Genomic DNA, 14370 nt, shown 5'->3' on the forward strand with positions numbered 1-14370 from the left:
AGATGTGTCTAAGGTACCACCCCAGGGACGCCCGCCCCATGACACACGCCAGTTCCAGCGCCGATCTCCTGCTCCTCGTCGCGGGCAGTACCGCCGTGGCCGGACTCGCCCGGCGGCTCGGCACCTCGGCGCCGCTCCTCCTGGTCGCGGTGGGCCTGCTGGCCTCATATGTGCCGGGGGTGCCGGCCTATGCGCTGGACCCCGGCCTGGTGCTGCCCCTGGTGCTGCCCCCGCTGCTCTACACCGCGGCGCTGGACAGCTCCTTCCTGGGGCTGCGCGCCCACATGCGGCCGGTGGCTTGGCTGTCGGTCGGCTATGTGCTGTTCTCCACCGTGCTGGTGGGGCTGGCCGCCCATGCGCTGGTGCCGGGGCTGCCGATGCCCGCGGCCTTCGTGCTCGGCGCCGTGGTCGCCCCGCCGGACGCGGTGGCCGCCACCGCGGTCGCCCGCCGCGTCGGTCTGCCACGGGTGATCACCACCATCCTGCAGGGCGAGAGCCTGGTGAACGACGCCACCGCGATCACCGCCTACCGGGTGGCGCTGGCCGCCGCCGTGGGCGAGGGGTTCTCCTGGGGCACCGCCGTGGGGGAGTTCCTGGTGGCCGCGCTGGGCGGCACCGCGGTGGGGCTGGCGCTGATGGTGCCGCTGCAGTGGGTCAGGACCCGGCTGGCCGACCCGCTGCTGCTCAACACCTTCTCGCTGCTGGTCCCGTTCGCCGCCTATGCGGCGGCCGAGGCCTTCCATGCCTCCGGGGTGATCGCCGTGGTGGTGGTCGGCCTCTACCTGGGCCACCGCGCCCACGCGGTGGACTTCGCGACCCGGCTGCAGGAGGAGGCGGTCTGGCGGATGGTGTCCTTCGTGCTGGAGTCCACCGTCTTCGCGCTGATCGGCCTGCAACTGCGCGTCATCCTGGCCGACCTGGGCGGCTACGACCCCGGGCAGCTGGCCGTCTGGGCCTCCGCGATCCTCGGAGTGGTGATCGCCGGACGGTTCCTGTGGACGTACCCGGTGACCTATCTGCCGCCGCTGCTCACCCGCCGCCGGCGCCGCCGCCGCGGCCTGCCGCCGGCCCATGTGAAGCCGTGGACCTTCAGCTTCGTCATCTCCTGGGCCGGGATGCGCGGCGTGGTGTCGCTCGCGGTCGCCTTCTCGGTACCGACGACCGACGACTCGGGGCACCCCTTCCCGGCCCGGGAACTGATCCTCTTCCTCACCTTCGCGGTGGTGATCGGCACCCTGCTGATCCAGGGGCTGACGCTGCCCGCCCTGGTACGGCTGCTGCGGCTGCCGCAGCCCGACCAGCAGCGACTGATCCTGGTGGAGGCGCAGGCCCAGAGCGACGCCTCACAGGCCGCCCAGGGGCGGCTGGACACTCTGCTGGAGGAGGAGCGCAACCGGCTGCCCGCAGCGCTGGAGACGCGGCTGCGCCGTGTCCTGGACCGCCGTCAGAACGCCGTCTGGGAGCGGCTGGGCGCGGTCCACGAGGAGACCGGCGAGTCTGCCGACGCCACCTACCGCCGGCTGAGCCGCGAGACCATCGAGGCCGAGCGCCGGGCCTTCGTCGACCTGCGCGACCAGGGCCGGATCGACGACGAGCTGCTGCGCCGCCTGGTCCGGCGGCTGGACTTCGAGGAGGCCATGGTCGACCGCGAGGAGGAGTGAGCCGTCCCCGCGGCCGCAGCGGCCCCGCCCGTGCCCCGCGACCTGCGACCTGCGGGGCCGGACGCCGGGGGACCGGGCGCAAAAAGCCGCACCCGGACCGCGAGGGACCCCTGTGCGGAGCCCTGCGGACCGGGTGCGGTGGACGACCTGCAGAAACGGAACGACGGCAGGCCTGGCGGCATGATCCGGGATCAGGCCTTCTTGGTCTCCCAGAAGATCTTGTCGATCTCGGCGATCAGGTCCAGCAGGGCCTGGCCGGTGGCCGGGTCCGTCGAGGCCTTGGCGGCGCTGGCGGCCTTCAGGGCGTCGTTGAAGAGCTGGTGGAGCTGCGGGTACTTCTCGAAGTGCGGGGCCTTGAAGTAGTCGCTCCACAGCACCGAGAGGTGGTGCTTGGCCAGCTCCGCGCGCTGCTCCTTGATGATCACGGCGCGAGCGCGGAAGTGGGCGTCCTCGTTGGCCTGGTACTTCTCCTGGACGGCCTTCACGGACTCGGCCTCGATCCGGGCCTGGGCCGGGTCGTACACGCCGCAGGGCAGGTCGCAGTGAGCGTGAGCGGTGACCCGCGGTGCAAACAGACGAGAGAGCATGGGAGTCCTTCCTCCGTGATCGTCTTCCCGGTGCGAGATTACCCCGCATCGGGCAGTGTTTCGCGCTTGCCCCCGGGGTCCTAGGGCAAAAGTCGGAGGGGCGGGGGCGCAGGGCGCGGGCGGCTGCACGGCGGATCGGGGCGTGCGGGATGCTGGGGTCTGGACGAGACGTCTGGGACCGGGTAGGTGTGAGGCATGGCGCTGAAGAGGCGGCAGGACGGCGACCCCTACGGAACGGGGCTCGGTGTCCTCGAGGAGGAACCCGAGGGCGGCCGGGGCACGCCCCCGCTCGGGATGGTGGACGTGTCCGGGCCCTCCATGAACCCGACGCTCAACCACGGCGACCAGGTGCTGGTGCGCTACGGAGCCCGGCTGCGCCCGGGCGCGGTGGTGGTCGCCCGGCACCCGCTGCGGCAGAACCTGCTGCTGGTCAAGCGCGCCGTGGAACGGCGGCGGGGCGGCTGGTGGCTGCTGTCGGACAACCCCTTCGCGGAGGGCGACAGCCGGGACTTCGGCACGGTGCCGGACGAACTGGTCCTGGGCCGGGTACTGCTGCGGCTGCGGCCGCACCCGGTCTGGCTGGCGCCGGCCGGCTGGCTGGAGCGGCTGCTGCGGAGGCGGCCGCTGGGCAGCGTCCCGGGTCTGGCCGCCCGGCTCGGGGTCTTCACCCGGATCAGCGCGGAGATGTGACCTTCGGCTCAGTGACCTTCGGCTCAGTGACCTTCCGCTCCGTGGCCTCCTGCTCCGTGGTCTGCTGCTGCGCGGAGTGCTGCTCCGCCGCCAGCGACTCCTGCCGCTTGCGGGCCCGGTAGGCCGCGACATTGGCCCGGGTGGCGCACCGGTCGGAGCAGTAGCGCCGGGAGCGGTTGGTGGAGGTGTCCAGATAGGCGTTGCGGCAGGGGGCGGCCTGGCAGATGCCGAGCCGGTCGGCGCCCAGTGAGGTCAGATGCATGGCCAGGCCCATGGCGGCCAGCGCGGTGTAGCTGGCGGTGGCGGTGGCGGCGCTGTCCGCCAGGTGCAGGTGCCAGCGGGGCCGTCCCTCCTCGTCCAGGAGGTCGTGGCCGGAGACCACCGGGCTCACCGGGAACTCCACCAGCAGCCCGTTGAGCAGGTCCACGGCCGTCGTCTCGGCGCCCTCGGACGCCGCCTCGAAGACGGCCCGCAGCCTGGCCCGTACGGCGCGGAGCCGGGGCAGGTCGGCCTCGTCGGCCATGCTCGCGGTCCGGGTGCCGGCCCCGGAGAGCTGCCGTACGGCGTCCAGCGAGGTGAGCGTGTCGGTGCCGCGTGCGGGCTCCTCGCTGTTCACCAGGCGGACGGCGTACTCCGCATAAGAGGCCAGCTCCACGATGTGCGGTCCTTACTGTCGGCGGTCGGACATCCGTAATGGCCGTGCTCAATACCAGGGTATTACTCGGCGATCCGGTGCGGAGGCACTGCAACCCCCGGGGCGTCCCGCGGCACTGAAGAGGTCGAGGGCCGCCCGGCCGGGTGGCCCACCGAGAGCCGAAAGGGGAGGGGATGGCGCAGGACGAAGGGGCCCTGCACGACTTTGTCGCCGGGCGGCGCACCGCGCTCTTCCGCAGTGCCTTCCTGTTGTGCGGGGACCGCGACGAGGCCGACGACCTGGTGCAGACCACGCTGGTGAAGGTGATCCTGGGCTGGCGCCGGCTGGAGCGGCTCGACAACATCGAGGCTTATGCCAGGCGCACCCTGATGAACACCTTCATCTCGTCGCGCCGCCGCTTCTGGCGCCGGGAGCGCCCGTTCGGGGAGCTCCCCGAGCAGGCCCATCCCGGGGTCGACAGCGATCTGGGGCTGTCGGTGCGGGCCGCGCTGTCCCGGCTGCCGGCCAAGCAGCGCGCGGTACTGGTGCTCCGCTACTGGGAGGACCTCAGCGTGGAGACCACCGCCGAACTGCTCGGAATGCGACAGAACACCGTCAAGAGCCACGCGGCAAGGGGAGCGGCGGCCCTGCGGGCGCTCCTGCCGACGGAAGCCCTGGTACTTCAGAAGGAGGCGGCATGAACGACATGACCGACAACCCGGTGCGGGACCTGCTGGGCGCGGCGGTGGGCACCGCCGAGTCCGGCGCGCACGGCGGGACGGAGGAGCTCTTCGCGGCGGCGTCGCGGGTGCGCCGGCGCCGCCGGGCGGGTGTGATCGGCGGGGCGGCGGCCCTCGCGGCCGGCGCGACCCTGCTGGCGCCGCAGCTGAGCGGTGGCGCCGCGGCGCCGAGGCAGACCACGACCACGGTGGCGTCCAGCGGCAGGCAGGCGGCCCCCGACCGGGCCGTGGCCCACCTGCGGAAGCAGCTGCCGGGCGTCGGGAGGATCGAACGGACGCTGCTGGACTTCGGCGCCCCGGGCAAGAACGAGATCATCAAGCCCGAGCAGGGGGCGCTGGAGGGCATCTTCTCGGTGAGCAAGGGCGGGCGCACCGGGTACTTCAGCATCGATCTGCGGGAGTACGGGGTCGAGCCGGGCAAGGACCCCAAGTTCAACTCGCCCGACTACAACGCCTGCGAGACCGGCGGGACGGCGGACTGCAGCTATGAGCGGCTGAGCGACGGCAGCCTGACCATCTACCGGTTGGACGACGGCACCCTGGTCGCCCAGCGGCGGCTGAGCGGCCGGGGCGACGTCCTGATCAACGACAGCCGCGGCAACCGCGCGGCGCTCGGTCCCGAGATGGCCGCACCGCCGCTCAGCAGGGACCAGCTGCGGAAGATCGCCCTGGACCCGGAGGAGCTGGCCAAGCCCTGACCGGCCCGGACAGCACGACAGCGCGGACCCCGGTCGGGGCCCGCGCCGTCGGCTGTTCAGCGCACCTTCGGAGCAGCTTCAGAGCACCTTGGACAGGAACGCCTTGGTGCGGTCGTGCTGAGGGTTGGTCAGGACGTCGCGCGGGTGGCCGGACTCCACCACCACACCGCCGTCCATGAAGACCAGGGCGTCGCCCACCTCGCGGGCGAAGCCCATCTCATGGGTGACCACGACCATGGTCATGCCCTCCTCGGCGAGCTGCCGCATGACGTCCAGGACGTCACCGACCAGCTCCGGGTCGAGAGCCGAGGTGGGCTCGTCGAACAGCATGAGCTTGGGCTCCATGGCCAGCGCGCGGGCGATGGCCACCCGCTGCTGCTGCCCGCCGGAGAGCTGCGACGGGTAGTTGCCGCCCTTGTCCCCGAGTCCGACCCGCTCCAGCAGCTGTGCGGCCTGCTCACGGGCCTCGGCCTTGCTCCGTCCCTTGACCCGGACGGGGGCCTCCATGATGTTCTCCACCGCGGTCATGTGCGGGAAGAGGTTGAACCGCTGGAAGACCATGCCGATGTCGCGGCGCTGGAACGCCACCTCGCGGTCCTTGAGCTCATGCAGCTTGTCGCCGCGCTGCTGGTAGCCGACGAGTCCGCCGTCCACCCAGAGCCGGCCCGCGTTGATCTTCTCCAGGTGGTTGATGCAGCGCAGGAAGGTGGACTTGCCGGAGCCGGACGGGCCGATCAGGCAGAACACCTCGCCGCGCTTCACCTCCAGGTCGATGCCCTTGAGCACCTCGACCGGGCCGTAGGACTTGTGGACGCCCTCCGCCCTGACCATCGGGTGGTCCGCCGCGGGAGCGGTCCCCTCGGACGCCTTGGCCATGTCGGTCATGAGAGCTCCTCTCCGCCGGAGGCCGGCACGGGCTCGGCGCCCGCTGCGGCCGGGCTGCGCCGGGCGGAGGACAGCAGGGTGCGGATCCGCTGTACCGGGGTCGGCGGCAGGGTGCGGTTGGCGCCGCGGGCGTAGTGGCGCTCGATGTAGTACTGGCCGACGGTGAGGATCGAGGTCAGGAAGAGGTACCAGAGGCTGACCACGATCAGCAGCGGGATGTTCTGGTAGTTGCGGGAGTAGATCAGCTGCCCGGCCTGGAACAGCTCCTCCAGCGCCAGCACGCTGACCAGTGAGGTGGTCTTCAGCATCGAGATGGTCTCGTTGCCGGTGGGCGGGATGATCACGCGCATGGCCTGCGGCAGCACGATCCGCCACATGGTCTGGAAACGGCTCATGCCCAGCGCGTGCGCGGCCTCGGTCTGCCCCTCGTCGACCGAGGTGATGCCCGCCCGGACGATCTCCGCCATGTAGGCGGCCTCGTTGAGGCCGAGACCCAGCAGCGCGGCGGTGAAGGTCGGGATCAGCGTGTTGGTGTTCTCCGACCAGAAGGCCGGACCGAACGGCACGCCGATGGAGAGCTTCGGCCACAGCGCGCCCAGGAAGCCCCAGAACACCAGCTGGACCAGCACCGGGGTGCCGCGGAAGACCCAGATGAACAGCCATGCGGCAGCGGCCAGCAGCCGGTTGCGGGACAGCCGCATGACGGCGAGCAGCACACCGCCGACCACGCCCATGACCATGGAGAGCGCAGTCAGCTCCAGGGTGACGAGCAGGCCCCGCAGGATGCTGTCGTCGAACAGGTACTGACCGACGACGTCCCACTTGAAACGGGGGTTGTAGAGGAAGGCGTGCAGCAGCATGGCCACGAGCACCGCGACCACGACCGCGCCCGCCCAGCGTCCGGGGTGGCGGACCGGGACGGCCTTGATTGCCTCGGGCCGTCCCGTCACCGCCGCCCCCTTGTCAGGAGCATTCACGTCTGTGCCTAGTCTGCCGTCGGCCGGGTCAGCTGGTGGCGCCGTTGATCACGGACTTGTCGATGGCGCCGGACTCGACGCCCCACTTCTGCAGGATCTGCTTGTAGGTGCCGTCCGAGATCAGCGCCGTGAGTGCGCCCTGGATCGCCTTGGCGAGCGGCGAGCCCTTGGAGACCACGATGCCGTACGGGGCGGAGTCGTAGGTCTCGCCGATCTTCTCCAGCTGGCCGGCGGACTGCTTGATCGCGTAGTCCACCACCGGGGAGTCGGCCATCATGACCTGGTCGCGACCGCTGACCAGGGCGTTGTTGACGTCCGTCTGCAGGTCGTACTTGTCGCCGTCGTTGGGGATCGTCGGCTTGCCGGCCTTCTTGCAGTCCGGGTTCCGCTTGTCCTTGACCTCGTCGGACTGCACGGTGCCGGTCTGCACGGCCACCTTCTTGCCGCAGAGGTCGTCCGCCGAGATCTTGTCGGGGTTGCCGGCCTTCACCGCGACGGAGGTGCCCGCGGAGAAGTACGTGATCATGTCGACCTGCTGCTCGCGCTCCTTGCTGTCGGTGAAGGAGGACATGCCCAGGTCGAACTTCTTGGCCGCGATGCCGGGAATGATCGCGGTGAACTTGGAGTTCTGCACCTCGGCCTTCAGGCCCAGCTTGGCCGCTATGGCGTCGGCCAGGTCGACGTCCATGCCGACGACGTTGCCCTTGTCGTCCTTGAACTCGTTGGGCGCGTACGACGCGTCGGCGCCGACCACCAGCTTGCCCTTGCTCTTGACGTCGGCCGGGACCAGGGCCGTCAGGGAGCTGTCCGCGGTGGCGGCGTTCACCGAGACCGTCGGGTTGGGCGCGCTGCTGGCGCTGGAACCACTGCTGCCACAGGCGGTCAGCGAGAGGGAGCCGGCCACCAGCACCGCACCGGTCGCGAACAGGCGGTGGCGGAGGGAGCGTGCAGTCATATCGGGTGATCCTCCTGATGGGAAGGTCTTCTCAGCGAATGCGCGGTAGCGCGGCGCGCCCCCAGGGGACGCGCCGGGTCTTGCGGTGTTGCTGCTTGAGTGCACGCCGTTGTGCGAGCCGTGCCGCGACCAGTGATGGCGGCATCTTGCCACCTCGACCCCGCTGAGCGGACCCTCACCGAGATCAAAATCGGATAACGGGGATGAAGTCGGCCCCAGCGTCCCAGTATGCAGACAGGGGCGGGCGTGCGAGGAGCGTGCGGAGTCGGTCACCCGCCGTTGACCACCGCGTTCTGCGCGGCTCCGGCGGACAGGTCCCACTTGGCGAGGATCTTGTCGTACTCGCCGCTGATGATGATGGAGTCCACCGCGTCCGCCAGTACGTCACGCAGCGTGGTGTTGCTCTTCAGCAGCGCGATCCCGTAGGGGGCCGGCTGCATCTGCGGCCCGGCCACCTCCAGGGCAGTGCCGTTGGAGTACCTCTGGGCGTTGTAGACGGCGACCGGGAAGTCGTTCATGTCCGCCGCGACGTTGCCCGCCTTGAGCTGGGCCAGGGCCTGGTCGTCGGTGCCGTAGCGCAGCACCTTCAGCGGCTTGCCCGCGGTCTTGCAAGGCGCCTGCTGGCGGGTGGCGATGTCGTCCTGGGTCGTCCCCTTCTGCAGCGCGATGGTCTTGCCGCAGAGGTCGGTGAGCTGGGTGATGTGCTGCGGGTTGCCCTTGGCGACCAGCAGCGAGGTGCCGGCGATGAAGTAGTCGACGAAGTCCAGCGGGACCGCGCCGGGCTTGGGGTCGCCCAGTGCGTCGGTGCCCTCACGGCGGTCCTTGTTGTCGGTCATCGCCGACATCACGGCGTCGATGGTGCCGGCCTTCAGCTCCTGGGGGAGTTTGTCGAAGCCGACGTTCTGGATCTCCACACGGAGTCCGAGCTTCCTCCCGATGGCCGCTGCGATGTCGGGGTCCAGTCCGACCGCCTTGCCGTCGCTGCCCTTGGACTCCACCGGTGCGTAGCTCAGGTCCGATCCGATCCTGAGCACACCGGCGTCCTTGACCTTCTGCGGCAGACGGTCGTGCAGCGACTGGGACTGGGCGGTGGGGCCGGTGCCGGATCCGCAGCCGGTCAGCAGCAGCGAGCCGGTGGCGATAACGGCACCGGCGGCGGCAGTGCGGCGGCGTATCGGGCGTGCAGTCATAGTTCCTTGGCCTCCTGCGGTAGCGGGGTCGCCACGGTTGAGCCCGGCTGAGGCAGGGTGGTGCCGCAGAGGTGCCGGAGGTCCGTCAGGGGGCACGTCGTCGTGGGGACCGTGCACAACCGGTGACAAAAGTGGATCCTCCCATCCCGCTCTGCCGCGACCGTCACCCGGTGTGTCAAAATCGGGTAACGGGTGACCCCCGCAAGCGCAAGCAGGCCGCCGGATCGGGACCGATCCGGGGTGTACGGGACCGGAAGTCAACGACGCGACTCCGGATCCCAGGCACCACAACCCTCCGCGTCTGCTTGTCCGCACTGTTCCCGGCGCTGTCGGCGTGCACGTCCGACCGCCGTCGCAGTGCTTCGCTTCCTCAGGACCGGTTCCGCCGCCGCAAGGGTGACGGGTACCTCACGCGGGGAGAAGGCACCCATGTGCGGCCTTTGCCCCGCCTAGGCTCAAGCCGGTACCGATCGGAAGCGTTCAGCATCACACCGACACCCTCACCCTGAGGGCGCGCCGCCCGGCTGTCGCGCCCGTCCCCACCGGCCCCTTTCCCGGTCGCCGGCGGACGCGGCGTACCCGCCGCCCGGCCGCGCCCGCGACGACGAAGACGAAGAGGTCATCGTGGCAGCGGAGATCATCCACCCCCATACGGCGGACACCGGCGACCCCATCGACCCGGCCTTCGCGCTCCACCGCGGCGGCAAGATGGAGGTCCGCGCCACGGTGCCCGTGCGCGACGCGGACGACCTGTCCCTCGCCTACACCCCGGGAGTGGCCCGGGTCTGCACCGCCATCGCCGAGCAGCCGGAGCTGGTGCACGACTACACCTGGAAGTCCTCCACGGTGGCCGTGGTCACCGACGGAACGGCCGTGCTGGGCCTGGGCGACATCGGCCCGGAGGCGTCACTGCCCGTGATGGAGGGCAAGGCGATCCTCTTCAAGCAGTTCGGCGGTGTGGACGCGGTCCCGCTGGCGCTGGACTGCACCGACGTGGACGAGCTGGTGGAGACCGTCGCCAGGCTCGCGCCCTCCTTCGGGGGCATCAACCTGGAGGACATCTCCGCCCCCCGCTGCTTCGAGGTGGAGCGGCGGCTGCAGGACCGGCTGGACATCCCGGTCTTCCACGACGACCAGCACGGCACCGCCATCGTCACCCTCGCCGCGCTGTGGAACGCCGCCCGGGTCACCGGTCGGGAGATCGGCGAACTGCGTACGGTGATCAGCGGCGCCGGCGCGGCGGGCATCGCCATCGCCAAGATCCTCCTGGAGGCCGGCATCGGCGATGTCGCGGTCTGCGACCGCAGGGGCGTCGTCCACGAGGGCCGCGAGGACCTCACCCCGGTGAAGCGGATGGTCGCCGAACTCACCAACAAGGCGCGGCTCACCGGCTCGCTGGCGGACGCCCTGGACGGCGCCGACGTCTTCGTCGGGGTCTCCGGGGGGACCGTCCCCGAGGAGGCGGTGGCCCGGATGGCCAAGGACTGCCTGATCTTCGCCATGGCCAACCCCACCCCGGAGATCCACCCCGAGGTCGCGGCCAGGTACGCCGCGGTGGTTGCCACCGGACGGTCCGACTTCCCCAACCAGATCAACAACGTGCTGGCCTTTCCCGGCATCTTCGCCGGGGCCCTCCAGGTCCGTGCCTCCCGGATCACCGAGGGGATGAAGCTGGCCGCGGCTCAGGCGCTGGCCGCCGTGGTGGCGGACGAGCTGTCGGCGGACCGGGTGATCCCCAGCCCCTTCGACGAGCGGGTGGCCCCCGCGGTCACCCGGGCCGTCGCGGAGGCCGCACGACGCGAGGGAGTGGCGCGGCGGTAGCCCACGGGCACCCGGCGGCCGGGGTGTGGACCGCGCGGTGGACGTCACACCGTGGCGCGGTTCCCCGCCCCGGCCGTCGCGGCTAGGGTCCGGATCATGTTCGCTGCCTATGCCGCACGTATCGACCGTGACGACCCGCTGAGTGGTCTCGAACTGGGGGAGCGACCGGAGCCGGAGGCACGGCCGGGCTGGTCCACGGTGACCGTGAAGGCCGCCTCCCTCAACCACCATGACCTGTGGTCACTTCGCGGGGTCGGGCTGCCCCAGGAGCGGCTGCCGATGATCCTGGGCTGCGACGCGGCAGGGATCGACGAGCACGGCAACGAGGTGGTGGTCCACTCGGTGATCGGCCAGTCCGGGCACGGGGTGGGGCCCGACGAGCCGCGGTCCATCCTCACCGAGCGCTACCAGGGCACCTTCGCCCAGCAGGTCACCGTCCCCACCTGGAACCTGCTGCCCAAGCCCGCCGAACTCTCCTTCGAGGAGGCGGCCTGCCTGCCCACCTCCTGGCTGACGGCCTATCGGATGCTCTTCACCAACGCGGGCGTCAGGCCCGGTGACACGGTGCTGGTACAGGGCGCCGGCGGCGGGGTGGCGACGGCCCTGATCGTGCTGGGCAAGGCGGCCGGGCTGCGGATGTGGGCCACCAGCAGGGACGAGGCCAAGCAGGCCCGTGCGCTGGAGCTGGGCGCCGACGCGGCCTTCCCTACCGGTGCTCGGCTGCCTGCCAGGGTCGACGCGGTGATGGAGACCGTGGGGGCCGCGACCTGGGCGCACTCGGTGAAGTCGCTGCGGCCCGGCGGCACCGTGGTGATCTCAGGGGCCACCTCCGGGCCCAACCCGTCGAGCGCCGAGCTCACCCGGATCTTCTTCCTGGAGCTGAAGGTGGTCGGCTCGACCATGGGCACCAAGGAGGAGCTCGCGGGGCTGCTGGCGCTCTGCGCCGGCTCGGGCGTCCGGCCGGTGATCGACACCGTGCTGCCGCTGGCGGAGGCGAGGGACGGGTTCGCCCGGATGGCCGAGGGCGACGTCTTCGGCAAGATCGTGCTCACCCCCTGAGGGGGCTCACCCCCTGAGCCCGGCGGGGACGCGCTCCGCGTCGCCGCCGGGCACGCCCGGCCGTGCGGCTCCCCCCGACCGACGGGGATGCGGGCCGCCCGGCCGGGCCGGTTCCCCGGTCACCGGCCGCCCTCGCGGGGGGCGTCACCGGGCCCGTCCTGGCCGCCCATCAGCCGGGCTGCCGCCTCGGCCAGGATCGCGCCGGAGCGGGCCAGCAGGGCGGGGGAGACCCCGTGGTCGCGGGCGCCGTCCCGGACCCGGTCGCGGAAGCGGTCCAGCAGCCGCTCCAGCTCCCGCGCCGGATCGCCCGCCGGGTCGGTACGGGCCCAGTCGGGCAGCTCCGCCCGGTCCGCCGCCGCCCCGTCCTTGTCCAGGTCCACGTGTTGTGGGTCGACGTGCTGTGGGCCCACGTGCTGCGGGTCGGCGTGGTCCAGGTCGACGCGCTGCAGGTCGACGTGCTCCGGTCCGCCCCGGTCCGGCCGCGCCGCCGGGGCGCCCCACCTGCCCGGGTCGGCCAGCCCGGCCAGCCCCCTGGTGAGCTCCGCCAGCCCTTCGCTGAGCCCGGTCTGCCAGTCGCCGCGGGCTGCGTGCTCGCGTACCTGCTGCTCCACCCGGCGCTGCAGCCGGCGGGCCTCCTCCTGCGCGGCCGCCCCCGCGGCGTGCGCGCTCTCCCGGATCCGGCGGGCCTCCTCATGGGCCTGCTTCAGCTGCTCCTTGGCCTGCTTGGCCTGCTCCTTGGCCTGGCGTGTCTGCTCCTTGGCCTGGGTGCGGTAGCGGGCGTACTCCTCCTTGGCGTGCCGCCAGCCCTCCTTGTCGCCGGACGCGCCGCCGCGCTGGGACTCCTGGGCGGCGCGGCGCATCTCCTCGCGGAGGTCCTTGGCGGAGTCCCGGACGTCCTCCCGGATGGCCTCGGCCAGCTGGGAGACCGAGTCGCGGATCTCCAGCTCCAGCTCCGCCAGCTCGCTCTGACGTGATGTCAGTTCGGCGCGGCCGGCCTCGGTGATCCGGTAGACCTTGCGGCCGCCCTCGGTGCTGTGGGTGACCAGGCCCTCCTTCTCCAGCTTGGCCAGCCGGGGGTAGACCGTGCCGGCGGAGGGGGCGTACAGACCGTGGAAGCGCTCCTCCAGCAGGCGGATCACCTCGTAGCCGTGCCGGGGCGCCTCGTCCAGCAGGCGCAGCAGGTAGAGCCGCAGCCGGCCGTGGGCGAAGACCGGGCTCATGCCTCGCCGCCCTTCTTGGTGAGGTCGGGGCTCGGGGCCGAGGCGCCGCCCCCGGGGCCGTCCTCGACGTCCGCGTCCACGGGGCGGCGCAGCAGGGCCACCGAGCCGGAGACGGTGGTCACCTGGAGCTTGCCGGTGCCGGCCCCGAGGCGGCCGGAGAGCCGCCTGGCCCCCCAGGAGCCGTCGATCCGCAGTTCGTCGAAGGCGCTGGAGACCTGGCCGCTGCTGGTGCCCGCCTCCACGCGGGTGTCGGCGGGGTGCGGCACCCGTACGGCCACCTCGCCGGAGACGGTGTTGAGGTGGACGTCGGCCGGCGCGTGGCAGTCCAGGTCGACGGTGATGGAGCCGCTGACCGTGTTGGCGTGCAGCCGGTCGGCGGTGCCCTCCACGACGGTGAGCTCGCCGGAGACGGTCTGCATCCGCAGCTCTCCGGAGACCGCCTGGGCGTCGATGTCGCCGGAGACCGAGGTGGCCTCCACCCGGCCGGAGACCCGGACCAGTGTGGTGTCGCCGCTGGCGCCGCGGACGGTGACCCGGCCGGAGATCCCGGAGACCACCGAGTCGCTGCTGACGGTCCCCAGCTCCACCCGGGCCTGGGACGGCACTGCGAGGGAGACCACCGCATGGCGCCTGCGGCGCCAGGAGTCGATGTAGGAGGCGACGGTCTTCCAGGAGAAGTCGCGCCAGGCGAGGTCGCTGTAGCCGACGGTGAGGGTGCCGCCGTCCAGGGTCACCTCCAGTGGCGGCCCGTCCAGCTCGCTCACCTCCAGCCGGGCCGGTCCGTCCGTGGCGACCACATGGACGGCGCCGGCGACGGTACGTACCTGGAGGGCGCTCACCGGTTGGTCGAAGGCGATCTTCTCGGGTCCGTTGACGGTCCACCGCGTCATGACTGTCCCTCCCGTTGGTCTGTGCGACATATCGCGTCGCTACGACTAACACGATATATCGCGTCCTGTGGAAGTCAAGCGCGAAGGGCGCCCGCCGCTGAACCCGCGCCCCGCCGGGGGGCGTACCACCAGCGATGGAACGCTCCCCAGGGTGCCCCGCCAGGAGCGTGCACGCCCGGCCACGCTGGAGGTATCCGTTGAGTCACGCAAGGCAGCGAAACAGGCGCCGCATCGGCGCGCTCGCAGCGGCCGGCGGCCTGGTGGCCGCCGGAGCCGCGGTCTCCGGCGCCTTCGCCGCCCAGTCGGGCGGAGCCGCCCCGCACAGCACCGGGCCCGCGGCCGCCGCCCCCGCCCTCCCTGGAC

General features: G+C 71.8%; 14 protein-coding genes. 6 read left to right on the forward strand and 8 right to left on the reverse strand.

All coding sequences use genetic code 11. The features are described from left to right. Positions 1-38: 38 nt before the first annotated feature. On the forward strand, positions 39-1661 hold the full coding sequence (locus AOK09_RS00425) for a Na+/H+ antiporter (protein ID WP_055585054.1): 1623 nt from the start codon (positions 39-41) through the stop codon (positions 1659-1661). A 191-nt stretch (positions 1662-1852) separates the two neighbouring features. Here the strand turns inward: AOK09_RS00425 and sodN are convergent, their stop codons facing one another. Continuing rightward, positions 1853-2248: a superoxide dismutase, Ni gene (gene sodN / locus AOK09_RS00430; RefSeq protein ID WP_055585055.1), complete on the reverse strand. Its 396-nt coding sequence runs from the start codon at positions 2246-2248 to the stop codon at positions 1853-1855. 195 nt (positions 2249-2443) lie between these two features. Here sodN and sodX point away from each other — a divergent pair, with 195 nt between their 5' ends. Next, the gene (sodX, locus tag AOK09_RS00435; RefSeq protein ID WP_079062608.1) at positions 2444-2938 is read left to right on the forward strand and encodes a nickel-type superoxide dismutase maturation protease; all 495 of its coding nucleotides are present in this window, start codon (positions 2444-2446) and stop codon (positions 2936-2938) included. On the opposite strand, the gene AOK09_RS00440 is transcribed toward sodX, so the two are convergent. Beyond that, positions 2922-3593, reverse strand: coding sequence for a CGNR zinc finger domain-containing protein (locus AOK09_RS00440; RefSeq protein WP_055585056.1), 672 nt, complete (start codon positions 3591-3593; stop codon positions 2922-2924). The two genes, sodX and AOK09_RS00440, sit on opposite strands and share 17 nt — an antisense overlap. A 173-nt stretch (positions 3594-3766) precedes the next feature. Here AOK09_RS00440 and AOK09_RS00445 point away from each other — a divergent pair, with 173 nt between their 5' ends. After that, positions 3767-4273: a SigE family RNA polymerase sigma factor gene (locus AOK09_RS00445; RefSeq protein ID WP_055585057.1), complete on the forward strand. Its 507-nt coding sequence runs from the start codon at positions 3767-3769 to the stop codon at positions 4271-4273. Then, positions 4270-5010, forward strand: coding sequence for a hypothetical protein (locus AOK09_RS00450; protein WP_055585058.1), 741 nt, complete (start codon positions 4270-4272; stop codon positions 5008-5010). The genes AOK09_RS00445 and AOK09_RS00450 overlap by 4 nt, the downstream gene beginning before the upstream one ends. A 78-nt stretch (positions 5011-5088) precedes the next feature. Here the strand turns inward: AOK09_RS00450 and AOK09_RS00455 are convergent, their stop codons facing one another. The 4 genes from AOK09_RS00455 to AOK09_RS00470 form a co-directional block, all read right to left on the reverse strand. Next, on the reverse strand, positions 5089-5841 hold the full coding sequence (locus AOK09_RS00455; protein WP_107101196.1) for an amino acid ABC transporter ATP-binding protein: 753 nt from the start codon (positions 5839-5841) through the stop codon (positions 5089-5091). 50 nt (positions 5842-5891) lie between these two features. Continuing rightward, on the reverse strand, positions 5892-6872 hold the full coding sequence (locus tag AOK09_RS00460; RefSeq protein WP_055585060.1) for an amino acid ABC transporter permease: 981 nt from the start codon (positions 6870-6872) through the stop codon (positions 5892-5894). Between the two features lie 28 nt (positions 6873-6900). Next, positions 6901-7827 (reverse strand): ABC transporter substrate-binding protein, encoded by a 927-nt coding sequence (locus tag AOK09_RS00465; protein ID WP_107101195.1) that lies wholly within the window; start codon positions 7825-7827, stop codon positions 6901-6903. 269 nt (positions 7828-8096) lie between these two features. Continuing rightward, positions 8097-9017 (reverse strand): ABC transporter substrate-binding protein, encoded by a 921-nt coding sequence (locus AOK09_RS00470; protein ID WP_055585061.1) that lies wholly within the window; start codon positions 9015-9017, stop codon positions 8097-8099. Positions 9018-9641: 624 nt separating this feature from the next. Here AOK09_RS00470 and AOK09_RS00475 point away from each other — a divergent pair. Together AOK09_RS00475 and AOK09_RS00480 are read left to right on the forward strand one after the other, a co-directional pair. Next, the gene (locus AOK09_RS00475) at positions 9642-10838 is read left to right on the forward strand and encodes an NAD(P)-dependent malic enzyme (protein WP_055585062.1); all 1197 of its coding nucleotides are present in this window, start codon (positions 9642-9644) and stop codon (positions 10836-10838) included. A 96-nt stretch (positions 10839-10934) separates the two neighbouring features. After that, positions 10935-11897 carry a zinc-binding dehydrogenase gene (locus tag AOK09_RS00480; protein WP_055585063.1) on the forward strand — a complete coding sequence of 321 codons (963 nt, stop codon included), beginning with the start codon at positions 10935-10937 and terminating at the stop codon, positions 11895-11897. A gap of 119 nt (positions 11898-12016) precedes the next feature. On the opposite strand, the gene AOK09_RS00485 is transcribed toward AOK09_RS00480, so the two are convergent. Beyond that, the gene (locus tag AOK09_RS00485; RefSeq protein ID WP_055585064.1) at positions 12017-13117 is read right to left on the reverse strand and encodes a PadR family transcriptional regulator; all 1101 of its coding nucleotides are present in this window, start codon (positions 13115-13117) and stop codon (positions 12017-12019) included. Continuing rightward, the gene (locus AOK09_RS00490) at positions 13114-14007 is read right to left on the reverse strand and encodes a DUF4097 family beta strand repeat-containing protein (protein ID WP_055585065.1); all 894 of its coding nucleotides are present in this window, start codon (positions 14005-14007) and stop codon (positions 13114-13116) included. Before AOK09_RS00490 ends, AOK09_RS00485 begins: the two co-directional genes overlap by 4 nt. Positions 14008-14370: the final 363 nt, after the last annotated feature.

The sequence above is a fragment of the Peterkaempfera griseoplana genome (assembly GCF_001418575.1).
In the GTDB taxonomy this organism is placed as follows: Bacteria; Actinomycetota; Actinomycetes; order Streptomycetales; family Streptomycetaceae; genus Peterkaempfera; species Peterkaempfera griseoplana.